Origin of the sequence: Psychrobacillus sp. PGGUH221 (assembly GCF_042055255.1) — a bacterium.
Taxonomy (GTDB): domain Bacteria; phylum Bacillota; class Bacilli; order Bacillales_A; family Planococcaceae; genus Psychrobacillus.
Window position 1 is genome coordinate 15,119 of record NZ_JAQMHQ010000007.1, and the last position, 23,489, is coordinate 38,607.

Sequence of the window (23,489 nt, forward strand, 5' to 3'; positions counted from 1 at the left end):
TAGATGGGTAACATTGTCGTATCTATTGAAACAACAAGTACAAATGATAAATCTTCGTTCGCAACTAATACGAGTTTTTGGACAGATCTTTGGGATAATTATACTTCGGAATTTCAGGAAGTCGTCATTCATTGTTGGAAAGAAGAATTAGCTGCGATTGAAGAATTAAGTGCCAGAGCTATTTCGGTAATGGATGAAGGATTAATGAAGGTATTAACAATTAATCTGAATGAGGATAATCGACTTTTTTTTAGAAGTCATACAATTGACGTAAATGGTGGATTGAAATGGTTCGCTATGTTCTTTCACGTAGACGGTGATGAACGGTTAGAAATAAGTCATTATGGATCAGAGATCATATTATATAAGGTAGACGAAGAAGAGGCGAAGAATTTTATATCCATCTTTTCTCCTTCGGTTATAACGCATTATTATGATGATTATGCAGACTAAAAAAGAGGATGTCACCATATGAATGGGACATCCTCTTTATTCTTTGGAAAACTACATTAAGCAGCTTTGCATTTTTTATTATGCTAAAGGTCCACCTTTTAGCGTGATATCTTCTGATACAGTTCCAAACTTTTTAAAGTTTTCACGGAACGCTTGAGCAAGCTCGCTAGCTTTTTGGTCGTATGCAGCTTTATCTTCCCAAGCATTACGTGGTACTAATACTTCAGAAGGAACACCTTCTACTTGTGTAGGAATTGATAAGCCAAATACTGCGTCAGTTTCTGTTTCTACTTCATTTAGCTTACCTTCAATTGCAGCACGAACCATTGTACGTGTGTAAGAAAGCTTCATACGGCTTCCAACACCGTATTCTCCACCAGTCCAGCCAGTGTTTACTAAAAATACTTGTGCACCGTGTTCATCGATTTTCTTCCCAAGCATTTCAGCATAAACAGTTGCATGCAATGGTAGGAATGGAGAACCGAAGCAAGTTGAGAAAGCTGGTTGTGGAGAAGTTATTCCACGCTCAGTACCTGCTAATTTAGACGTGAATCCACTTAGGAAGTGGTACATTGCTTGTTCTTTCGTTAATTTACTGATTGGAGGCAATACGCCGAAAGCATCAGCAGTTAAGAAAATAATTGTATTTGGGTGACCAGCTACAGATGGGTCTACTATATTTTCAATATTTTGGATTGGGTATGCAGCACGTGTATTCTCAGTTAAAGAATTATCAGCATAATTAGCGATACGTGTTTCAGCATCTACTACGACGTTTTCTAAAACCGTTCCAAATGTAATCGCGTCAAAAATTTGAGGCTCATTTTCACGAGTTAGGTCGATACATTTAGCGTAGCATCCACCTTCAATGTTAAATACTCCATTATCAGACCAACCGTGTTCGTCATCACCGATTAATTTACGTCCTGCGTCTGCAGAAAGTGTTGTTTTTCCTGTTCCTGAAAGACCAAAGAATAATGCTACATCACCATCTTCACCAACGTTTGCAGAACAGTGCATAGGTAAAATGTTTGCTTCTGGCAGCAAATAGTTCATAATAGAGAATATAGATTTTTTCATTTCTCCAGCATATTCAGTACCACCGATTAATACAATGCGTTTTTCCATTGAAACGATAATAAATGTTTCTGATTTTGTACCGTCCACTGCTGGATTTGCTTTAAAGTTAGGCGCACTGACAATTGTGAAATCTGCTTTATGGGTTGTCAGTTCTTCTTCTGAAGGACGAATGAATAACTGATGGGCAAATAGATTGTGCCATGCATATTCATTTATTACTTGAATTCCTAAGCGTGAATCCTTATCCGCACCTGCAAATCCTTTGAACACAAATAGTTCATCTTGTGTTGCAAGGTAGTCTGTTACTTTTTTATAGAGTGACTCGAAAATTTCAGAAGAAATTGGTTGGTTTACAGGACCCCAATCGATTTTGTCTCTTGATATAGGTTCATCTACAATGTACTTATCTTGTGGAGAACGACCTGTATATTTACCTGTTTCTGCTTTCACTGCTCCTGTAGATGTTAAAACAGCCTCACCTCTTGATGTTGCTTTTTCCACAAGTTGCGGCACTGATAACTGAATGTGTACATTCTCTCCAGCTAACAATTCGTTCAGTTCACTCACAGTATCGATTGAATTCATATTGGTATACCATCCTTTTTATTGTTTTCCCTAAAAAAATAAAGGGATATAGCATTCATATGTGAATTAGTATAACACATTTAGCTTAATAGTCTATACTAATGGATTGATTATTTTTTGTTTGTGAATAAATTGTCAACAAATAAATATTGACTTCTCGTTACAACTTACGTATGATGGTAAATTGAACGGATACTCTTATCCCGAGCTGGTGGAGGGGTCAGGCCCTATGAAACCCGGCAACCTGTAATTTTTTCTATTGCAAAGGTGCCCAACCTGAGACAAGGTGAGATTCCTTGATTGATAAGAGTGAAAGGTGCTTATGATATTAATAGCCTTTCCTCATGTAATCAAACGTGAGTGAGAGGTTTTTTTTATAACATCGCCCTTTATCCTTGTGTGCCAAGTCCGAAACGGCTTCAAGTTTAATCTATTTGATTTGAAATGGCTTGACATGGGAATGAGTACCGTATCAATTCTTGAGAGAGATCTCGCAGGATATAGGAGGAATATTCTATGACACAACGCAGATTATTTACATCTGAATCAGTTACAGAAGGGCATCCAGATAAAATTTGTGATCAAATTTCAGATGCAATTCTAGATGCAATTCTTACGGAAGATCCAAACGCACGTGTTGCTTGTGAAACAACAGTGACTACAGGGTTAGTATTAGTTGCAGGGGAAATCACAACATCCACTTATGTTGATATTCCAAAAGTTGTACGTTCAACTATTAAAGAAATCGGCTACACTCGCGCAAAATATGGTTTTGACTCTGAAACTTCAGCAGTATTAACTTCTATTGATGAGCAATCAGCTGATATTGCTCAAGGGGTTGACCAAGCTTTAGAGGCACGTGAAGGATCTATGACAGATTCTGATATTGAAGCAATTGGAGCAGGAGACCAAGGTTTAATGTTTGGTTACGCATGTAATGAAACACCTGAACTTATGCCACTTCCAATTAGTTTAGCTCATCAGTTGGCTCGTCGTTTAGCAGACGTTCGTAAAGACGAAACTTTAGACTATTTACGTCCAGATGGTAAAACACAAGTAACTGTGGAGTATGATGAAAATAACAATCCTGTTCATATAGATACAATTGTTATTTCGACTCAGCATCACCCAGAAGTAACGTTAGAACAAATTCAAAAAGATTTAAAAGAAGTAGTTATCAATCCAATTGTTCCTGCTAATTTAATTGATGAAAATACTAAATATTTCATTAACCCAACTGGTCGTTTCGTAATTGGTGGACCACAAGGGGATGCAGGTTTAACAGGTCGTAAAATTATTGTAGATACTTACGGTGGATATGCTCGTCATGGAGGCGGTGCGTTCTCTGGTAAAGATCCAACAAAAGTAGACCGTTCTGCAGCATATGCTGCTCGTTACGTTGCAAAAAATATTGTTGCAGCAGGACTTGCAGATCGTTGTGAAGTACAACTTGCCTATGCAATTGGTGTAGCACAACCTGTATCAATCGCAGTAGACACATTTGGTACTGGAAAAGTAGAAGAGGCAAAATTAGTTTCACATATTCGTGAATTGTTTGACCTTCGTCCAGCTGGTATTATTAAAATGCTAGACCTTCGTCGTCCTATTTACAAGCAAACAGCTGCTTATGGACATTTTGGTCGTACTGACATTGATGCACCATGGGAAAGAACAGATAAAGCAGATTTGTTAAGACAAAAAGCTGGTTTATAACAAATAATAAAGAAGAGGCTTCCTGTTATAGGATAGCCTCTTTTTTAAAGAAAATAAGTTTTATTTTTGAAGTGATTTATAATACTGTCCTTTTTCTACGTATTCACGAATAATACGTTGCACATCTTCTTTGTCTTCCTTAGACAGCTCCCGAACAACTTTTGCAGGACTACCTATGGCAAGTGAATTAGGGGGAATTTTCTTACCTTGGGTTACTAAACTTCCAGCACCGATAAATGCACCTTCACCGATCTCAGCTCCATCCAAAATAATAGAGCCCATTCCAATCAACGCACCTTTTCGAATAGTACAGCTATGTAACGTTACTTGGTGTCCAATTGTCACTTCATCTTCAATAACAAGAGGGTTATTAGGACTTTGATGCAAACAACATAAATCTTGGATACTCACTCTTCGTCCAATAATCGTAGGAGCAACGTCCCCTCTGATTACCGTATTAAACCAAATTGTAGACTCTTGTCCGATTGTCACATCGCCTGTAATTGTGACATAATCAGCAATAAATGCAGATTCATCTATTGTTGGATATTTGCCTTTAAATGGATAAATCAATATGCTCACGCTCCTTATGTAAATAGAATATAATTAATGTTATCAAATGAAGAAAAATAATCAAATAATTGAAGTAGACATTCGGTACAAAACAAAACAAGAGGTGATGTTCATGTGGAAATGGGAAGCAGAAGAAAAACCTAAAGCAGTAATTGTCATTGTTCATAGTGCATATGAACATCATAGAAGATATGCTTGGTTAATTGAAAAGTTTAGAAGTTCTAACTGTCATATTGTAATGGGAGACTTACCAGGACATGGTGAACAGACAAGAGGAAAAAAAATACATAATGAATCTTTTGAACAATATAAAGAATATATAACGCTTGCTTTACAAGTAGCCGTTACTTATAATTTACCAATTTTTATTCTTGGCCATGGACTTGGAGCAACCCTGCTTATTAAAGTGCTACACAAATTACAAATAGAATATGCTGGTGTCATTTTAACGTCTCCTTGGTTGCAATTAAAGAAACAGCCATCTAAATGGACAAATGCACTGGCAAAATTACCAGTACAACAAAAGATTAACCATGATATTCAGCTTAAGGAATTAACGAGAAACTATGATATTTATCAACAATTTATTGATGATGCTACTTACCATACAATCGTCTCGAATGATTGGTACATAGAACTCCAATTACTTATGAAAAGTATTTTACAATCAACGGAATCAGTACCGAATGTTCCGGTATTACTAATGACTGCTGAAAGAGATAAGATTGCAGATATCACATCTACTGCAGCGTGGTTTAAAAAGCAAGACCTATCTGAGTATCAATATAAGTCATGGAAAAATTGCTTTCATGATTTGCATCAAGAACCTGAAAGGGAAGAGATTTTTGAGTATTCTCATGCCTTTATAAATAATGTTCTAAGATCCATTGGTTATATTGTATGACTATAAATAATTCAATTTAACAGTAATATAATGAGAATTTTTAGGGTTTAGAAGTGTAATATAAAATTGGTTGAGATGCTATTACAAAGGAATATACTAATCAATGAAACCTTTCGTATATTTATTACGAATAAAAGATATTTATGTTATAATTTATGATTGAATGAGAGAAAGTAAGGAGAATTTACATGCAAAACCAACATATTATACGAAACTTCATTGTTGAAACATCTTCTAGACCGGGTAATTTTGCAAAAGTAGCAACTGCAATTGGAATGGCAGAAGGAGATATTGGTGATATTACGACGTTAAAGAGCGGTGCTTTAACAACTGTTCGTGATATTTCTATCACTTTTAAATCGGAAGAACAACTGCAACAAGTTATTTCTAATATTGAAGCCATTGGAAATGGCGTTAAGATACATGCTGTTACTGATGATGTACTGAAAGCTCATGAAGGCGGAAAAATCGCGATGAAGAGTCAGCTGGATGTACGATCATTAGGAGATTTACAAAGAATTTATACACCTGGTGTAGCGAGTGTTTGTATGGAAATTGTACATAATCCAGAGAAAGCAAATTATTTTACATCCATTGGAAGCTCTGTAGCTATCGTTACGGATGGTACAGCTATCTTAGGTCTAGGTAATATTGGTTCAGTAGCCGGGATGCCTGTAATGGAAGGGAAAGCCGTGTTATTAGATCAGTTTGTTGGTTTAAGTGGAATACCTATTCTATTAAATACAAGTGATCCAGATGAAATCGTTGAAACTGTAAAGCATATACATCAAGGATTTGGAGCAATATTACTAGAAGATATTGGTTCTCCTCATTGCTTCGAAATAGAAGAACGTCTTAAAGCGGAACTACCTATTCCAGTAATGCATGATGATCAGCATGGTACTGCTGTTGTGGCACTTGCTGCAATATTATCTTCATGCAAAGCAACAGGAGTTGATCCTAAAACTGCGGTAATTGGTCAAGTTGGACTAGGTGCTGCAGGGTTGGCTATCTGTCGTATGCTAATGGCTTATGGTGTAGAAGAAGTGTATGGTTTAGATCGACAAGAAGAAGCTCAAAATCGATTGGTTAATTATGGTGGACAAACGATTGCTTCATTAGAAGAGATGATGGAGACTTGTGATATAATCATTGCAACTACTGGAGTTTCAGGGTTGATTAAGCCAGAAATGGTAAGAAAGGGTCAAATAATTTTAGCTCTATCTAATCCAAATCCAGAGATCTTGCCATCTGCTGCAATAGCAGCAGGAGCAGCCTTCGCAGCAGACGGACGCTCAGTTAATAATGTTATTGGCTTCCCAGGGATATTTAAAGGAGCTTTAGATGCAGGTGCAAAGGAAATTACATACACGATGTTAATTGCAGCAGCACAAGCTATTGTGAGCCATACTAAACCTGGTGAGTTAATACCAAACCCTCTAGATCCTATGGTGCATCATTTAGTGGCTAGAGCAGTAGAAGAAGCAGCAAATAATGAAATGAATAGATAAATAAAAAGAAGATTTCAGTTTAAGACGCTGAAATCTTCTTTTTAAATTCTTCATTATAATTAGTAGCTTCACTTAAAGCTTTTTCTTCCAAAGGTATTCGAACGGATAGCATAGCAAGATTTAGAAGAGTAAAACAAAGAGCGGTCATATAAGCTTGAAACATTAGTGGTAGTAGTACAATTTCAATACACACAACCACATAATTTGGATGTTTGATAAAAAGATATGGACCCTTAGAAACAACACGTGCTCCAGGCAAAATAATGATTTTCGTATTCCAAAAAGTACCTAAAGTTGTTAAACACCAAATACGTAAACCTTGTACAAATAAAAAAATTAGAAGAAATAAAGGGAATAGAGGAGAAATGCCTCGCTCAAAAATTAGAACTTCTGCAATCAAGCTAACAAAAAAGCTGACGTGAAGAGCTACCATATATGGATAATGAGCAGCACCTACTTCATATGCACCTTGTGCAAGCATTTTTTTTTCATTTTGTTTAGCTATAAATACTTCCGTTATTCTTTGAATGATTACTAGTGAAATAATAATGTAAAATAACAGCATGTTGTTAATCACTCCAATTTAGTAAGACTGCTTCCCCACAAAAACCAGGTCCAAGAGCTACTAATAATCCCATTTCATCCTTATGATGATCTTTTAACATAAATTGCTCTAAGACATAAAGCACAGTAGGAGAAGACATGTTACCGTGTTTTTTTAATACATCACGTGAAATAGCTGTTTGATTTTCCTCGAGTTGAAGTGTTTCCTCGTATGCATGCAATACCTTTTTTCCACCAGGATGAGCAACAAAGTTCTTAAGCTGGTCTACTGAAATTTGTTGTTCCTCCATAAATTCATGAATGAATGGACCGAGCCAGCTTGAAATGATAGAAGGTATACTCTTTGAGAAAACAACATGTAATCCATTATTTTTAATATCCCATCCCATTACATTTTCGGAATCAGGCATCCACTTAGAGGCAGTATATATAATAGAAGGTACTCGTTTCTGCGTGTTCAATAATACTTCATCACCACAAACTAATACACAAGCAGCCCCGTCAGCAAAAAGAGAAGCACCTATTAGATTACTTTTAGAATAATCATTAGGCTGAAAAGTGAGGCTACATAATTCCACACAAACAACTAGCACTTTTGCTTTAGGATGAGCTTTACAATAATCAAATGCTCTACTAACTCCTGCAGCTCCACCAGCACAACCTAGCCCCCATATCGGAATCCGTTTAGTTCTGTCAGAAAATGGAATATGATTCATCACTCGAGCGTCGATACTTGGGGTAGATATGCCAGTACTACTTACAAATATGATTGTATCTATTTCATCTGGCCTAAGAGAATCTTTTAAAAAAGAAGTATTACTTAGGCAAGCTTGTATTACTTCCACACTATATTTTGTCGCTAGCTCAATATAAAGATTATTTCTTTCTTCAAAGGTGTGCTCTTTCTGATGCCATTCTAACGGTACACAAAAATAGCGGGTATCTATGTCTCCATTTTCAAAAACTTTTAATAATCTATCTAATTGTGCAATTTTATCTTGAAACAATTCTTTTGTTAATTGTTCAATATTGGATTGCTCCAAAGCATATGGAGGATTATATGTACTAATAGAAGCGATTTTAGGCATGGGATTCTCCTTTATAAATTGATCAGAAAAAAACTATTAACAATATTCTTTCCGTACGCCTAGGCCTTTTCTAATTAGTTTCTCCATGCTCTTTCAAAATATGCAAAGTAATGACAAAGAATTTAGGATGTTTTCATTTTTTCTAATGCGATGATAAAAGGTGGGTTATTTTGTTGATTTAAAAACTGATAGCAAAGCACATGGACGTAGGATTGAGGTAATTGTTTAACATAATTTGTAATTGCATCTTTTTCTTCTTTACCACCAGCATGTCCGTGATAAACAACTAATACAATTAAACCTCCTATTTTCAACAATTCTAAGAGAGATTCCACAGCTTGAATTGTGGAGTTTCCTTTTGTCACGATATGATGATTGCTGCCAGGTAAGTATCCGAGATTGAAAATGGCAGCTGAAACTTCCTTTTGAACATAAGTTGAAACATGTTCATGACCATCTAATATTAAAGTAGTTCTGGACTTTAAATTTGCTTCAACTAATTTCTGCTCTGTTGACTTTAGTGCCTCAGATTGTACATCAAATACATAAACATGCCCAGTTTCTCCAACCAATTCTGCTAAATATAAAGTGTCATGTCCGTTTCCGGCAGTTGCATCCACTACGTAATCTCCGGGCTTAATGACAGATGCCAACAAGTCTTTTGCAAATGGTAAAACTCTTTTTAATTTCATTTCATAACACCAGTCTCTTGATAATATTTTCCCTGATAACTTTCACGCTTAGCTAATTCTGCATCTATTCCATTTAAAACATCCCATTTGTTTACGCTCCACATCGGTCCGATCATTAAATCAATAGGCCCGTCACCAGTGATTCGCTGTACTACCATTTTAGGAGGTAAAATTTCTAATTGATCCGCTACGAGTTGAATATACGCATCTCGTTCCATAAATTCTAGTTTGCCTTTTTCGTATTGTTTCACCATAGGTGTTCCTTTAAGTAAATGTAATAAATGAATTTTTATACCTTGAACATCAAGCTTAGATACCGCTTTAGCAGTTTCCATCATCATTTCTCTATCTTCCAAAGGTAATCCATTGATAATATGGGTACATATTTGAATGCCATGTTTTCTTAATTTATTTACCCCTTCTATATATGTTGGATAATCGTGAGCTCGATTGACTAAATTAGCGGTTCTTTCATGTACAGTTTGAAGACCAAGTTCTATCCATAAAAAAGTGCGTTTATTTAGTTCAGCTAGATATTCGACAACATCATCAGGTAAGCAGTCTGGTCTTGTTGCAATGGAAATCCCAACAACGCCTTCTAAGGCAAGGGCAGCTTCAAATTTTTCTTTTAAAACAGGCAATGGAGCGTGGGTATTTGTATATGCTTGAAAATAAGCAATGTATTTTCCAGCTTTCCATTTTTCGTGCATTTTAGCTTTTATTTTTTCAAACTGCACAGGAATAGAATCGACTTTATTGCCTGCAAAGTCACCACTACCTGCAACGCTACAAAATGTACAGCCGCCATATGCAACAGTGCCATCTCTATTTGGACAATCAAACCCTGCATCTAAAGCTACTTTGAAAATTTTCTGGTTAAATGTATTTCGTAAATAGCGATTCCATGTATAATATCTTTTCCCATCAGAAGGAAAAGGAAATTGATATTCGGTCATTATGACTCCTCCTTAAAGGATTATTTTATCATGTCTTTGGTAAGTTTGTTGCAACATCTTGAAGTGCCATCTGAAAAGGAATACAATGTTCAGAGTGCAAGGAGAAATGAGGTGTTATTATTGCCAAAAGTAGTGTGGCTTTTAATTGTTGGAATGTTTATTAATACGACTGGAAATTCTTTTTTGTGGCCATTACATACGATTTATATGCATGATCATTTGGGGCAATCTTTAACTGTTGCTGGATTTGTTCTTATGATAAATGCTGGAACTGGTGTTATTGGTAATCTATTAGGAGGATACTTGTTTGATCGTATTGGTGGATATAAATCTATCGTTTTCGGTATTATATTATCCATTATTCCTTTAATACTATTAACATTTTGGCACGGTTGGCCAGAATATATTTGGTTTGTAGCCATTTTAGGTTTTAGTGGAGGTATTATATTTCCAAGTATGTATGCTTTGGTTGGAAGTGTATGGCCAGAAGGGGGAAGAAAAGCGTTTAACGCTATTTATTTGGCTCAAAATTTAGGGGTCGCTATAGGACCGGCAATAGCGGGTTTAGTAGCAGATCGTAATATAAATAATATCTTTCTAGCTAATTTGCTAACATATGTATTATTTTTATTTATCGCTCTATTCTTTTATCGTAATATGTCAGCAACATCTAATAAGCATGTAGCAGTTTTGAATGAACAAAAGAAAATCAATCAAAAAGCGCCTTTTTATGCAATGATGATTATAACTGTTGGTTATATGTTAACATGGATTGTTTATGTTCAATGGACTTCGACGATTTCTACATATGTGCTCGATTTAGGTATAACATTAAAACAATATAGCTTATTATGGACAATAAATGGTGCGCTTATTATTGCGGGTCAACCTCTTATTAAACCAATTATTAAGAGATTGGAAAACAAGATTAAAGCTCAAATGATTTTAGGAATAGTTATTTTCATGGGATCATTTGTAGTAGTTGCATTTGCTGAAAGCTACGCTATGTTTATTACTGCTATGGTTATATTGACTATTGGAGAAATGTTCGTTTGGCCAGCCGTACCAACACTTGCTGATAAGTTAGCTCCGAAAGGTAGAGAAGGTTTTTATCAAGGAATTGTTAATAGTATGGCGACAATAGGTAGAATGATAGGACCTTTCATCGGAGGTATTTTAGTAGAAGCTTATGGCACACCAGCGATGATTCTAATTCTAACGAGCTTGATGGTCTTTGCGATAGTTACAAGTCTACTTTATGATCTTCCTCTTAATAAGGTAGCGGATAATCAATAAAGAAAAACACCGTTTCTACGGTGTTTTTTTATTTGTTGATTCTTAAATTGCGGAACATATGAAATTGTTAAATATATTATGTTTCAAAGCAAATGAAAGATTTCATACACGGATGTGAGCTAGCCGCACGCTACGCATGAGCCTCCGCAGGATGATTCGCTCCTTCGTCGCTCGCCCATCCTTTACGGGGTCTCATTCTTCGCGCTCCTGCGGCGTGTAAGGCGCACATCCTGGACATTATCCGATAAAGATAGAAAAAAATCTATGAAAAGTAAGCCTTCATCCTATTCTCAGATAATTGTTTTTCGATGAAATTGAGTTTTAAACAAGTTAAAGGATTATTAATTAATAAGTCATATAAATAGAAACTTCTTTATTCATTGAATAGCATACACTGGCAATCGCGCCTTGCCAGCCGCATGACGTGCCGTATGAGACAGAAGTATGCGCTTGCGCATACAGCGGCTCATGCGGACGTGCGGCCAGCGCGAATGCCAATAGATAAGTAGTATTCCCTTTTGACAATAGTTAAATTAATCTTCTAATTACAGAGTAGAACTCGTATGTGCGCTTGCCGCATGCTATCCATGAGCCTCCGAAGGATGAGTCGCACCTTCATTTAAAGTATTATTTTTAACAATCTAATAATAGAATCTACATTTTTTATCAAGAGGATACACTGGCAATCGCGTCTTGCAAGCCGCATGACATGCCGTATGAGACAGATGGATGCGCTTGCGCATACAGCGGCTCATGCGGACGTGCGGCCAGCGCGAATGCCAATAGATAAGTAGTATTCCCTTTTGACAAAAGTTAAATTAATCTTCTAATTACAGAGTAGAACTCGTATGTGCGCTTGCCGCATGCTATCCATGAGCCTCCGAAGGATGAGTCGCTCCTTCATTTAAAGTATTATTTTTTAACAATCTAATAATAAAATCTACATTTTTTATCAAGAGGATACACTGGCAATCGCGCCTTGCCAGCCGCATGACGTGCCGTATGAGACAGAAGTATGCGCTTGCGCATACAGCGGCTCATGCAGACGTGCGGCCAGCGTGAATGCCACTAGATAAGTAGTATTCTTAATTAAGCTTTGGGTGGAAAAGGGTTATGCGTTTACAAGATGACTCTCTTCTTTTTCAATAGTTAGATTTAGATAATCAAGCAAGGGAATTGATTAATTGTCTAACTTTTGAGATTATAAGACAGAAGTTGTTTCCAAGAAGGAGGGGAAAAAATGGATAGTTTATTGGGAAAATTGTCAGTATCAGTGCTGGCACAAATATTAGAGAATGCATTCCAGTGGTTTGTTGTTGTCGATAAAGATTCAAACATACTTTATATGAATGAAGATTATTGCAGGTTTCTTGAAGTTACGAAAGAAAATGCAATTGGACAGCATGTTGCGGAAGTAATTGAAAATACAAAAATGCATGAAGTAATCAAGTCAGGGGTTGCAGATATAGCATCACCTCATTACATAAAGGGAACGTACATGCTGGCGAACCGTGTTCCACTTGTTGTCGATGGTGAAATTGTCGGTGCATTCGGTAGTGTTATATTTCGAGATATGTCGGATTGGAAAAAGCTAAGCTCGCACGTTCGTACAACGATGGAACGCATACAGTTAAATAAAGAAGATAATAGTTATAAAGAGTACCACTTAGTAGATATTAAAGGCACTTCTGTCGCAATGCGTAAAATAAAAGAAACAATTGAAATGATAGCTCCGAGTGATTTGCCGGTTTTAATCGAAGGAGAAAGTGGTACGGGAAAAGAAATGTTTGCACATAGTATTCATCAGCTTTCTGATCGATCAGATGAACTTTTTGTTAAGGTGAATTGTGCTGCAGTTCCTCCAGAACTATTAGAGGAGGAATTATTCGGTAAGCTCGATGTGATTACAGGACATTTACGAAAAGGAAGATATCAGCAAGCAGATAAAGGGACACTCTTTATAGATGAGATCAGCTCACTTCCTGTAACACTGCAAGCAAAGCTTTTACGGGCAATGCAAGACAAAGAAGTTGTATGTATGCACTCTGAGAAGGGGGAACAAGTAAACGTTCGAATTTTGGCAGCATCTAATGTGTCCCTATCTAAATTAGTGGAGGAAAAGAAGTTTCGAGAAGATTTATTTTATCGAATCCAAGCAATTACCCTATCCATCCCACCACTTCGAGAGCGTATGGAAGACTTCACAGAGCTATTGAACCATTTCTTGCAAAAATTTGTTGTTCAGGCAGGACGTCGTAAAGTAGTTTTAGCTACGAAGACAAGAGAAATACTACAATCCTATCATTGGCCAGGAAACGTTACCGAATTGCAAAATGTTCTTCAAGCTGCAGTATATTTAGCAGAGGATGATATTATTTTACCTAACGCATTACCAGCGCAAGTAAAGAAAAGGAATGCTTTATCTTTTCAAACTTCAGGTAAGCTAGCAAATATTTTACTAGATGTTGAAAAAAATGTGATTCGAGATTTACTAGAAGAAGAGCCTAATAAAGCGGTGATTGCTGAGCAATTAGGTATTAGCCGTTCCACACTTTATGAAAAAATAAAAAAATACAACTTATGACCTAAATTCCGACTTATCGGATTATATTCCGATTTATCGGAAAAAAATTGGTGTTGTAAAATGTGATTATATTTTATTTTAATGCAAAAGTTGTCCAGTTTTTCAGAATTATTATGTGATAAATTGACTAATAGTTGTCACAAATGGTATTGCGTGAAAATTTAGAATCTGTTTTAATTACATGTGAAAGCGCTTTTATTTCGCATCAAAAATGTAAGGAGGAAATGCAAATGAAGCCGATTTATTCTTCTGCAGAGGAAGCGGTAAAAGAAATACAAGATGGTGCAACATTGATGGTTGGAGGTTTCGGCTTAGTCGGAATTCCAGAGAAATTAATACTTGCATTAGTTGAGAAAGGTGTTAAGGATTTAACGGTCATTTCTAACAATTGTGGAGTGGACGATTGGGGTTTAGGACTTTTATTAAATAATAAGCAAATTAAAAAAATGATAGGTTCATATGTTGGTGAGAACAAAGAATTTGAACGTCAAGTGCTAGCAGGGGAAATTGAAGTTGAGTTAACCCCTCAAGGAACACTTGCAGAAAAAATAAGAGCTGGTGGAGCAGGAATTCCAGCATTTTTCACACCGGCTGGAGTTGGTACTACAATAGCTGATGGAAAAGAAATTCGTATTTATGATGGAAAAGAATATGTGTTGGAAGAATCACTACGTGCTGACTTTGCGCTCATTCGAGCTTCAAAAGCAGATAAGTTTGGAAATCTTATCTATAACAAAACGGCTCAAAACTTCAATCCTATGATGGCCGCAGCAGGAAAGATTACTATTGCAGAAGTTGAAGAAATCGTGGAAACAGGAGATTTAGATCCTGCCATTATTCACACACCAAGCATTTATGTACAAGGCCTGTTACAAGCCAATCAAGAAAAACGGATTGAACGATTAATGACACGTTCATAGATGGGAGAGATTTCAAGTGACAAAATTATCAAGTAGAGAACTAATTGCTATTCGAGCAGAGAAGGAAATAGAAGATGGAAATTATGTGAATTTAGGTATTGGTATACCTACATTAGTTGCCAATTATATTTCTCCAAATAAAACAGTAGTATTACAATCAGAAAACGGACTTCTTGGAATTGGTCCTTATCCGACTCAAGATGAAGTGGATCCAGACCTAATCAATGCAGGAAAAGAAACCGTTACGACTATTCCCGGTTCTGCTTTCTTTTCAAGTGCAGAATCATTTGCAATGATACGTGGTGGCCATGTGGATGTTGCAATCCTAGGTGGAATGGAGGTTTCTGAAAAAGGAGACCTTGCAAACTGGATGATTCCTGGAAAGATGATTAAAGGGATGGGCGGTGCTATGGATTTAGTGCATGGTGCTAAAAAAACGATTGTAATCATGGATCATGTTGCAAAAGATGGTTCGCCAAAAATAAAAAAAGAGTGCTCTCTTCCGTTAACAGGAAAAGGAGTAGTCGACAAAATTATTACAGACCGTGCCACTATAGAAGTGACACCGGAAGGACTTGTACTTAAAGAGGTGTACGAGGGGTACACCGTACAAGATATTATTGACTCAACAGAAGCTTCTTTAAATGTTGATAATGTAAAAGAAAATGTTGAGTTTTAATACTTCTTTATAAAACAATTCGGGGGGATTTGTTCATGGAAGCATTAAGTATGATCGGCCTTATAGGAGGTCTGGCTTTACTTATTATCTTGACGATGAAGGGTGTAAATATATTAATCGCTGGTCCAATATCAGCATTATTAGTTGCGTTAACGAGTGGAATGCCACTGTTTCCACAATTGGCTGCTGAAGGGGAAGCAAATTTTGTAACAAGTTACATGACAGGTTTTACAGGATTTATTATGTCTTGGTATTTAATGTTCTTACTAGGAGCTGTCTTTGGGAAAGTTATGGAGGATAGCGGTGCGGCAGATTCCGTTTCAAAATGGATCGTTGATAAATTAGGAATGAAGTATGCAGTATTAGCTATCGTAATTGCCTGTGCAATCCTTACATATGGAGGCGTAAGTTTGTTCGTTGTTGCGTTCTCTGTATATCCAATGGCAATCTCATTGTTTAAGCAAGCAGACTTACCGCGTCGTTTTATACCAGCAACATTAGCGCTAGGCTCGGTTACGTTCACGATGACATCTGCAGGTTCACCTGAAATTCAAAACTGGATTCCAATTCAATTTTTAGGTACAGACGCTTATGCTGGTTGGGAAGTAAGTATTATTGTAGCAGCATTTATGGCGATTTTTGGGTATTGGTGGCTAAAACGTATTATCCAGAAAGCTGTTAATAAAGGGGAAAGATTTGTGGATCGTGAAAATGATCCAACATTTGATACGACAAGAAGTCTGCCTAATCCATTCTTAGCGATGCTTCCGTTAGCTGTAGTATTAGTGATCTCATTTATTTACCATGATAAGCTAGCGCAATCCGCATTGATCATAGCGTTACTTGGAGGAGTTATTGCTACTTACTTCGTTGGGAGAAAATATTCGAAAAATTTCTGGGAAGCGTTTTCGGCAGGAACTGTTGGTGCAATTATTGCAATCGGTAATACAGCTGCAGTTGTTGGTTTCGGTGGAGTTGCGAAAAATGTTCCAGCATTTACAACTGCCGTTGAAGCAATGACGAATATACCTGGTTCGCCTTTAATCGGTGCAGCTATTGCGGTATCCGTAATTGCTGGTATGACTGGTTCCTCCTCTGGCGGACAATCTATAGCATTACCATTATTGGCGCCACATTATATGGATATGGGTGTAAATACTGAAGCGTTGCACAGGGTAGTAGCAATTTCTTCTGGTGCACTTGACTCATTGCCACACAATGGATACGTAGTAACTACTATTCAATCAATCTGTGGAGAAAAACATAGTGCCGCATATTGGTCTGTTGCAGCAACGACTGTAGTAGTGCCAGCAATAGGGGTCGTGATTGCAATTATATTATTCTCTCTTGGTCTAGGTATATAATTTTTCAGTCCAATGAGCTTAATGGCTGATTTTGGAGGTAAAACGTATGGTAAAAGATAGAGTACTTCTCATCACTGGAGCTGCACAAGGAATTGGGTTTCAAATTGCGCAGGAATTTTATCAGGCTGGTGCGAAGGTAGTATTAACTGATATTAATGAAGAGAAGGTTAAAGATGCTGCTGCTTCACTAGGTAGTGACGCTCTTGGTATTAAATGTGATGTAACAATCGAGGAAGATATTATTAATTCTATTGATCTAACTGTAAAAGAGTTTGGACAAATAGATATATTAATAAACAATGCGGGAATGCAGCATGTTTCTATGTTAGAAGATTTTCCCACGGAACGCTTTGAATTATTAGTGAAAATTATGCTAACTGCTCCGTTCATGGCGACTAAGCATGTTCTTCCTCATATGCGAAAAAGAGGGTTCGGAAGAATTCTCAATATGGCATCTATTAATGGTTTAGTAGGTTTTGCTGGTAAAGCAGCTTATAACTCTGCTAAGCATGGTGTAATTGGCCTAACAAAGGTTGCTGCATTAGAAACAGCAGCAGATGGCATTACAGTAAACGCAATCTGTCCAGGATATGTTGATACACCATTAGTGAGAAACCAATTCCAAGACTTAGCAAATACACGTAATGTTCCTTTAGAGTCAGTACTGGAAGAAGTTATTTATCCATTAGTACCACAAAAAAGATTGTTAGATGTAAAAGAAATTGCTGATTTAGCATTGTTTTTAGCAAGTGATGCTGCAAAAGGTATGACGGGTCAAGCAGTTGTATTAGACGGTGGATATACTACTCAATAAAAACTTGCTATTTAAACGTATTTCCTCTAAAATACGAAGTAATAGCAAGACGCAGATAAGGATTAGTAAATAGATTGTATTTCTATAGAGAGCTAACGGTTGGTGAAAGTTAGTGGAATGCCCTATTGAACTCGCCTTTGAGTCTGTATGAGTGAACTGTCAGTAGCTTATACCGTTTTCCGCGTTAAGGAATCAAGTTGAGTGATGTTTTTCACTAATTTGGGTGGTACCGCGTGAGGTTAATCTCTCGTCCCTTAGTTTTTTTAAGGGGCGAGTTTTTTTATTTTGAGGAGGAATTACAATGAGCTTTAATCATCAAGCAATTGAAAAAAAGTGGCAGAATTATTGGCAACAGAACAAGACATATAAGATGTCTGATGATCCATCAAAACCTAAATTTTATGCACTTGATATGTTCCCTTATCCTTCTGGGGTTGGCCTACACGTTGGGCATCCACTTGGTTATATCGCTACAGATATTTTAAGTGCATTTAAACGTAAGCAAGGATATAATGTTCTTCATCCAATGGGATGGGATGCATTTGGACTTCCTGCAGAGCAATATGCAATTGATACAGGCAATGACCCGGCAGAATTTACTGCAAAAAATATTGCTACATTCAAACGTCAAATGACGGACTTAGGTTTTTCATTTGATTGGGATAGAGAAGTCAATACAACGGATCCTTCTTATTACAAATGGACGCAATGGATTTTCATTCAACTATATAAAAAAGGCCTAGCATATGTAGATGAAGTGCCAGTAAACTGGTGTCCTGCATTAGGAACTGTTTTGGCAAATGAAGAAGTAATTGATGGAGTATCCGAACGTGGAGGGCACCCTGTTGAACGCCGTCCAATGCGTCAATGGGTGCTTCGTATAACTGCTTATGCAGATAGACTTTTAGAGGATTTAGATGATCTTGATTGGCCAGAAAGTTTAAAAGAAATGCAACGTAATTGGATTGGACGTTCAGAGGGTGCTGAGCTAACATTTGAAATAGATGGCACAAACGAATCATTCCGTGCTTTCACAACTCGTCCTGATACTATTTTTGGAGCCACTTATGCTGTTTTAGCACCAGAACACAAGCTTGTGGATACAATTACGACAGCAGAACAACAAGAAGCAGTGCAAGCCTACAAAGATCAAGTAAAATTAAAAAGTGATTTAGAGCGTACAGATCTTGCAAAACATAAAACAGGTGTTTTTACCGGTGCCTACGCGATTAATCCGATTAGCGGCGAAAAAATGCCAATCTGGATTGCAGACTATGTATTGGCAACTTATGGAACAGGGGCTATTATGGCAGTTCCTGCACATGATGAGCGTGATTTTGAGTTCGCCAAACAATTTGATCTGCCAATCGTCGAAGTTGTGTCTGGTGGAGAGATTGAAAAAGAGGCTTATACAGCAGATGGAACTCTTATTAACTCTGACTTCTTAAATGGTTTAAACAAACAAGAAGCGATTGCGAAAGCGATTGAATGGTTTGAAGCAAACGGTAAAGGCGAAAAGAAAATTACGTATCGTCTTCGTGACTGGTTATTTAGTCGCCAACGTTATTGGGGGGAACCAATTCCAATCATCCATTGGGAAGATGGTACTTCTACTCCAGTAGATGAATCTGAATTACCTTTGATGCTTCCAGTAACAACAGATATTAAGCCAAGTGGTACAGGTGAATCTCCATTAGCGAATATTACGGAATGGGTAAATGTTGTAGATCCAGTAACAGGTAAAAAAGGTCGTCGGGAGACAAATACAATGCCTCAGTGGGCAGGTAGCTGTTGGTACTACTTACGCTATATTGATCCAAACAATGACGAAGCACTTGTGGATCCAGAATTAGCAAAACGTTGGCTTCCGGTTGACATTTACGTTGGTGGAGCAGAACATGCAGTACTGCATTTGTTGTACGCTAGATTCTGGCATAAGTTCCTTTATGATATTGGTGTAGTGACAACAAAAGAACCTTTCCAAAAACTATTTAACCAAGGCATGATCTTAGGTGAAGGTAACGAAAAAATGTCTAAGTCAAAAGGGAATGTTGTAAACCCCGATGATATCGTGATAAGCCATGGTGCCGATTCCCTTCGTCTTTATGAAATGTTCATGGGACCTCTTGATTCTTCAAAACCATGGTCTACAAACGGATTAGATGGTTCACGAAGATTCCTAGATCGTATATGGCGATTGTTAGTTGATGAAGATGGTAAATTGAGCTCTAAAGTTACAGACAGTTCTTCTGACAATATGGAAAAAGCCTATCACCAAACAGTGAAAAAAGTAACGGAAGATTTTGAAGCAATGCATTATAACACGGCCATTTCACAAATGATGGTATTTATTAACGAAGGATATAAAGCCGAAAAAATTTCAAAAGAATATGTAGAAGGATTTGTGAAGCTTATTTCTCCAATCGTTCCGCATATTGCTGAGGAACTTTGGAGTATTCTAGGACATGATGATACAATCGTTTACGAATCATGGCCAACTTTTGATGAATCTAAATTAGTAGACAATGAAGTAGAAATTCCTGTTCAAATTAAAGGGAAAGTTCGTGCAAAATTACTTGTTGCAAAAGATGCAACAAAAGATGAGCTTGAAGCATTGGCTCTTGCTTCTGAACAAGTGCAACAATGGTTGGAAGGGCAACAAGTGAAGAAAATCATTGCTATCCCAGGTAAAATGGTGAATATCGTTATTTAATAAACAACGAAAAAACTGTTCCACTCTCGTCTAGATAGTGGAACAGTTTTTTATATTAAATCATCGTACGGCATTTCTACAAACTAAATTAACAAGCTCTCATCATATAAAAAGTGACACAGTCGCTTTTCCCTCCCAGAATGTAGACAAACTCAATTATGGGTGCATAGAGTTGTGTATTAAATTCGTCAAGGACCCCCACTTCGCTTTCCGTGGGCTTGGCTTCAGCCTCCTAGACCAACACGATGTTGGTCATGCAATCGTTGCCGCAAAAGTTCTTTTGCGACGAGCTTTGCGCAGGAGCAGCATACGGCGAACTTAGATTGCCTTCCCCTCAACTGCGGGGTCTTCTGCTCAAGCTGTTCCCACAGGAGTCTTCGTGGTGGTCCTTGCCTTATAAACAATACCTTATAGATAACTACTATCTTTACTTTTAATAGGATAAAGCAACTTATTTGGAAATATTTAGTGTTATTTAAACCTAAAGTAACATGGCTTATAACATTTCAAGAGTGGCGCATAGGACAAACATCAGCCATATAATTACCGAATAAAAGAGGAGGCTGGGACATATCTAGCTTTTAAAAAATGAGAAATCCAGATTTGAGCACATTCAAATCTGGATTTTTTATTTGTTTGGAGAAGCGTCCGCTCGACTCCTGCGGGATCAGCGAGACAGACGAGACCCTGCAGGAGCGTAGCGACGAAGCTGCTCGGCGCTCGCCCGCGGAAAGCGAGCGGTAAGCTTCGGAAAACCAATCTATCCATAATAAGATAATTCGAGTTTGTTTACAATCACTTATCCCTCGTTAAATTTTTTCACGGTAATTGTGTAGTCGAAGTTTAATTCAAGCAAGGCATAATTATAGGGACATCAACATTTCTTTATTAACTTATTTGTGCTAAAAAAGCTTGAATCAATTGATCACCCTGTTCTGTTCCAATTGATTCGGGATGAAACTGAAGTCCATATAAGGGATAATCTCTATGCTTGATTGCCATGATTTCATTATCATCTTTTGCACGTGCAAGCACTTCTAATTCTTCGCTTAATGTTTGCTCATCAATTACGAGAGAATGATAACGCATGACCGAAATTGGTTCTTTAAATGGTTGGAATAAAGAATCAGCGGAATGCTCTACAATCGATAATTTCCCATGCATAATATTTTTCGCTTGAATAATCTTTGCGCCAAATGCAGCTCCAATGGATTGGTGACCTAGACATATTCCGAGAATTGGATATCTATTGTGTAGCCGTTGAACCAGTTCAATCGATATCCCTGCTTCCGAAGGGCTACCAGGGCCAGGAGATATAATTATCGCTTCTGGATGTAGTTCTTCAATTTGTTTGATAGTAATAGCGTCATTCCGAACAACCATAACTTCTTTGCAGAGCATACTTACTTGTTGATATAAGTTATACGTAAAAGAATCATAATTATCAATTAATAGGATCATCGTTGCACCTCCAAAAGAGCTTTTGCTTTATTTAGGGTTTCTTCGTATTCGCTTTTTGGAATAGAATCAAAAACTATCCCTGCTCCAGCTTGAACATGTGCGACTTGATCCTTTACAACCATAGTGCGAATAGCAAGTGCCAAATCCATATTGCCTGTTATGGATATATAGCCTACTGCACCTGCATATACACCACGTTTAGATGTCTCAAGTTGATTTATAATCTGCATCGCTCTAATTTTAGGCGCACCAGAGACGGTTCCAGCTGGTAAGCATGCTGATAAAACATCTAATACATGTGTGTCCTTTTTTAGTAGACCAGTTACTTCCGAAACGATGTGCATCACGTATTTATAGTATTCTATCTTCATATATTTTTCGATTGAGACTGAACCAATTTCTGAGATGCGTCCAATATCATTACGTCCTAAATCTACAAGCATCCGATGTTCTGCAACTTCTTTTTCGTCGTTTAATAGATCCTTCGCAATTTGTTCATCCTCTTGTATGGATTGACCACGGGGTTTCGTTCCAGCTATTGGATTTGTAGTCACTAATCCATTTTGTACTTTTACAAGGCTTTCTGGTGAAGTTCCGAGTATAATATAATGCTCAAAGTCTAAATAAAACATATATGGAGATGGATTGGATGTACGTAGCTTACGATATAATGCAAATGGATTTCCTTCATAGGGAGAAGAAAATCGTTGGGACAATACAACCTGAAAAATATCGCCTTTTATAATATGTTCTTTTGCTTTTTGAACCATCTCTATAAATGTCTGCTCATCTATCATGGGCTGAAATGCAAGCTTTGCTTCATTTTCCTTGGATGAAATGGGACCTTTTTTTAAATCTGAGCAGATAGCTTCAATTGCTTCCGTCATTTTGTTTTGGGTACGACCATTGTGGAATAAATCGATTGCAGCTATTGTAGCAGTTTGCTTTAAATGATCATAAATCACAAATGTATCGTAAAACATTAAATGAATATCTGGCATTTCTAAGTCATCGTGGAGAAACTCTCCAATTTTTTCACTGTAAAAAGCTGTCTCATATCCAAAATAGCCGATTGCACCGCCAAAAAATGAAAAAGGATATGTTTCTTTGTGGATAGGCATCATCGATTTTAGTTTTTCGATGATGGATTCTGTTCCTTTTTCCTGGCTACCACTTTCATAAAGGAGTGAATATCCAGATTGATTTCCGGTTATTTCTGCAATGGGATTACATGCGATAAATGAATATCTACCACTTTCTTCATGTTTTGCGGATGACTCAAATAACGTTTTTTTCTTTCCATTTAAAGCATGATAAATGGATATAGGGGTCATCATATCCCCTTGGATTTCTTTCAATTCGTAACTTCTCGTCTCAACTGTCATAGCTCTGCTCTCCTTTTCTCAACTAAACACAAAAAGGCCCTCCATCACAAAGGACGGAGAGCCGTGGTGCCACCTTTTTTGATTACTATTGTAATCCACTTAACTGCAAGTAATATATTGCAAGTCCTGTAACGTAGACATACGCCAAAGCCTA

General features: G+C 37.2%; 19 protein-coding genes, 1 riboswitch and 2 other annotated features (1 of these 22 cut by a window edge). Of the genes, 11 read left to right on the forward strand and 8 right to left on the reverse strand.

Going from position 1 to position 23,489, the window contains the following annotated elements:
• Nucleotides 1-3: 3 nt before the first annotated feature.
• Complete coding sequence (locus tag PGC35_RS12650; RefSeq protein ID WP_375219408.1) at nucleotides 4-453, forward strand: hypothetical protein; 450 nt, start codon at nucleotides 4-6, stop codon at nucleotides 451-453.
• A gap of 78 nt (nucleotides 454-531) precedes the next feature.
• On the opposite strand, the gene pckA is transcribed toward PGC35_RS12650, so the two are convergent.
• A complete protein-coding gene (pckA, locus tag PGC35_RS12655) occupies nucleotides 532-2,118 on the reverse strand; it encodes a phosphoenolpyruvate carboxykinase (ATP) (RefSeq protein ID WP_375219409.1) in 1,587 nt (528 codons plus the stop codon).
• 195 nt (nucleotides 2,119-2,313) lie between these two features.
• Nucleotides 2,314-2,428, forward strand: a riboswitch (SAM riboswitch).
• A 206-nt stretch (nucleotides 2,429-2,634) separates the two neighbouring features.
• On the opposite strand from pckA, the gene metK reads away from it, so the two are divergent.
• On the forward strand, nucleotides 2,635-3,831 hold the full coding sequence (gene metK / locus PGC35_RS12660; protein WP_053588554.1) for a methionine adenosyltransferase: 1,197 nt from the start codon (nucleotides 2,635-2,637) through the stop codon (nucleotides 3,829-3,831).
• Nucleotides 3,832-3,891: 60 nt separating this feature from the next.
• Here the strand turns inward: metK and PGC35_RS12665 are convergent, their stop codons facing one another.
• Nucleotides 3,892-4,404, reverse strand: a complete 513-nt coding sequence (locus tag PGC35_RS12665) for a gamma carbonic anhydrase (RefSeq protein WP_375219410.1) — start codon at nucleotides 4,402-4,404, stop codon at nucleotides 3,892-3,894.
• A gap of 46 nt (nucleotides 4,405-4,450) precedes the next feature.
• On the opposite strand from PGC35_RS12665, the gene PGC35_RS12670 reads away from it, so the two are divergent.
• Both PGC35_RS12670 and PGC35_RS12675 read left to right on the forward strand, forming a co-directional pair.
• Entirely contained in the window at nucleotides 4,451-5,308 is an 858-nt protein-coding gene (locus PGC35_RS12670; RefSeq protein WP_375219411.1) for an alpha/beta hydrolase, read from the forward strand.
• A 188-nt stretch (nucleotides 5,309-5,496) separates the two neighbouring features.
• On the forward strand, nucleotides 5,497-6,819 hold the full coding sequence (locus tag PGC35_RS12675) for an NAD-dependent malic enzyme (RefSeq protein WP_375219412.1): 1,323 nt from the start codon (nucleotides 5,497-5,499) through the stop codon (nucleotides 6,817-6,819).
• A 19-nt stretch (nucleotides 6,820-6,838) separates the two neighbouring features.
• On the opposite strand, the gene PGC35_RS12680 is transcribed toward PGC35_RS12675, so the two are convergent.
• The 4 genes from PGC35_RS12680 to mnmL form a co-directional block, all read right to left on the reverse strand.
• Nucleotides 6,839-7,384, reverse strand: coding sequence for an isoprenylcysteine carboxyl methyltransferase family protein (locus tag PGC35_RS12680; RefSeq protein WP_371256580.1), 546 nt, complete (start codon nucleotides 7,382-7,384; stop codon nucleotides 6,839-6,841).
• A gap of 4 nt (nucleotides 7,385-7,388) precedes the next feature.
• Entirely contained in the window at nucleotides 7,389-8,471 is a 1,083-nt protein-coding gene (locus PGC35_RS12685) for a type III polyketide synthase (protein ID WP_375219413.1), read from the reverse strand.
• 122 nt (nucleotides 8,472-8,593) lie between these two features.
• A complete protein-coding gene (gene mnmM, locus PGC35_RS12690) occupies nucleotides 8,594-9,163 on the reverse strand; it encodes a tRNA 5-(aminomethyl)-2-thiouridylate-methyltransferase MnmM (RefSeq protein ID WP_375219414.1) in 570 nt (189 codons plus the stop codon).
• The gene (mnmL, locus tag PGC35_RS12695; protein ID WP_375219415.1) at nucleotides 9,160-10,119 is read right to left on the reverse strand and encodes a tRNA modification radical SAM protein MnmL/YtqA; all 960 of its coding nucleotides are present in this window, start codon (nucleotides 10,117-10,119) and stop codon (nucleotides 9,160-9,162) included. The genes mnmM and mnmL overlap by 4 nt, the downstream gene beginning before the upstream one ends.
• Before the next feature lie 120 nt (nucleotides 10,120-10,239).
• Between mnmL and PGC35_RS12700 the strand changes: the two genes are divergently transcribed.
• The 7 genes from PGC35_RS12700 to leuS all read left to right on the forward strand — a co-directional run bounded on the left by PGC35_RS12700 (nucleotide 10,240) and on the right by leuS (nucleotide 20,489).
• Complete coding sequence (locus PGC35_RS12700; protein WP_375219577.1) at nucleotides 10,240-11,415, forward strand: MDR family MFS transporter; 1,176 nt, start codon at nucleotides 10,240-10,242, stop codon at nucleotides 11,413-11,415.
• 1,240 nt (nucleotides 11,416-12,655) lie between these two features.
• A complete protein-coding gene (locus PGC35_RS12705) occupies nucleotides 12,656-13,999 on the forward strand; it encodes a sigma-54 interaction domain-containing protein (RefSeq protein WP_375219416.1) in 1,344 nt (447 codons plus the stop codon).
• A 230-nt stretch (nucleotides 14,000-14,229) separates the two neighbouring features.
• Nucleotides 14,230-14,919, forward strand: a complete 690-nt coding sequence (locus PGC35_RS12710; protein ID WP_053588562.1) for a CoA transferase subunit A — start codon at nucleotides 14,230-14,232, stop codon at nucleotides 14,917-14,919.
• A gap of 16 nt (nucleotides 14,920-14,935) precedes the next feature.
• Nucleotides 14,936-15,598 (forward strand): 3-oxoacid CoA-transferase subunit B, encoded by a 663-nt coding sequence (locus tag PGC35_RS12715; protein WP_053588563.1) that lies wholly within the window; start codon nucleotides 14,936-14,938, stop codon nucleotides 15,596-15,598.
• Nucleotides 15,599-15,633: 35 nt separating this feature from the next.
• A complete protein-coding gene (locus PGC35_RS12720) occupies nucleotides 15,634-16,962 on the forward strand; it encodes a GntP family permease (RefSeq protein ID WP_375219417.1) in 1,329 nt (442 codons plus the stop codon).
• 46 nt (nucleotides 16,963-17,008) lie between these two features.
• The gene (locus PGC35_RS12725) at nucleotides 17,009-17,776 is read left to right on the forward strand and encodes a 3-hydroxybutyrate dehydrogenase (RefSeq protein WP_275789070.1); all 768 of its coding nucleotides are present in this window, start codon (nucleotides 17,009-17,011) and stop codon (nucleotides 17,774-17,776) included.
• A gap of 43 nt (nucleotides 17,777-17,819) precedes the next feature.
• Nucleotides 17,820-18,034, forward strand: a binding site (T-box leader).
• A gap of 43 nt (nucleotides 18,035-18,077) precedes the next feature.
• The gene (leuS, locus tag PGC35_RS12730; RefSeq protein WP_375219418.1) at nucleotides 18,078-20,489 is read left to right on the forward strand and encodes a leucine--tRNA ligase; all 2,412 of its coding nucleotides are present in this window, start codon (nucleotides 18,078-18,080) and stop codon (nucleotides 20,487-20,489) included.
• An 888-nt stretch (nucleotides 20,490-21,377) separates the two neighbouring features.
• Here the strand turns inward: leuS and PGC35_RS12735 are convergent.
• Nucleotides 21,378-21,950 (reverse strand): anthranilate synthase component II, encoded by a 573-nt coding sequence (locus PGC35_RS12735; protein ID WP_375219419.1) that lies wholly within the window; start codon nucleotides 21,948-21,950, stop codon nucleotides 21,378-21,380.
• Nucleotides 21,947-23,335, reverse strand: coding sequence for an anthranilate synthase component I (trpE, locus tag PGC35_RS12740; protein WP_375219420.1), 1,389 nt, complete (start codon nucleotides 23,333-23,335; stop codon nucleotides 21,947-21,949). The genes PGC35_RS12735 and trpE overlap by 4 nt, the downstream gene beginning before the upstream one ends.
• Before the next feature lie 46 nt (nucleotides 23,336-23,381).
• Nucleotides 23,382-23,489, reverse strand: a binding site (T-box leader); it runs 119 nt beyond the window's last position.

Coding starts and splice junctions, on each gene's coding strand:
- PGC35_RS12685 (WP_375219413.1), bottom strand. CDS start 8,471: ATGCCTAAAATCGCTTCTATTAGTACATATAATCCTCCATATGCTTTG.
- trpE (WP_375219420.1), bottom strand. CDS start 23,335: ATGACAGTTGAGACGAGAAGTTACGAATTGAAAGAAATCCAAGGGGAT.
- PGC35_RS12675 (WP_375219412.1), top strand. CDS start 5,497: ATGCAAAACCAACATATTATACGAAACTTCATTGTTGAAACATCTTCT.
- PGC35_RS12650 (WP_375219408.1), top strand. CDS start 4: ATGGGTAACATTGTCGTATCTATTGAAACAACAAGTACAAATGATAAA.
- PGC35_RS12680 (WP_371256580.1), bottom strand. CDS start 7,384: ATGCTGTTATTTTACATTATTATTTCACTAGTAATCATTCAAAGAATA.
- metK (WP_053588554.1), top strand. CDS start 2,635: ATGACACAACGCAGATTATTTACATCTGAATCAGTTACAGAAGGGCAT.
- PGC35_RS12710 (WP_053588562.1), top strand. CDS start 14,230: ATGAAGCCGATTTATTCTTCTGCAGAGGAAGCGGTAAAAGAAATACAA.
- PGC35_RS12705 (WP_375219416.1), top strand. CDS start 12,656: ATGGATAGTTTATTGGGAAAATTGTCAGTATCAGTGCTGGCACAAATA.
- leuS (WP_375219418.1), top strand. CDS start 18,078: ATGAGCTTTAATCATCAAGCAATTGAAAAAAAGTGGCAGAATTATTGG.
- pckA (WP_375219409.1), bottom strand. CDS start 2,118: ATGAATTCAATCGATACTGTGAGTGAACTGAACGAATTGTTAGCTGGA.
- PGC35_RS12735 (WP_375219419.1), bottom strand. CDS start 21,950: ATGATCCTATTAATTGATAATTATGATTCTTTTACGTATAACTTATAT.
- mnmM (WP_375219414.1), bottom strand. CDS start 9,163: ATGAAATTAAAAAGAGTTTTACCATTTGCAAAAGACTTGTTGGCATCT.
- PGC35_RS12725 (WP_275789070.1), top strand. CDS start 17,009: ATGGTAAAAGATAGAGTACTTCTCATCACTGGAGCTGCACAAGGAATT.
- PGC35_RS12720 (WP_375219417.1), top strand. CDS start 15,634: ATGGAAGCATTAAGTATGATCGGCCTTATAGGAGGTCTGGCTTTACTT.
- PGC35_RS12670 (WP_375219411.1), top strand. CDS start 4,451: ATGAAGAAAAATAATCAAATAATTGAAGTAGACATTCGGTACAAAACA.
- mnmL (WP_375219415.1), bottom strand. CDS start 10,119: ATGACCGAATATCAATTTCCTTTTCCTTCTGATGGGAAAAGATATTAT.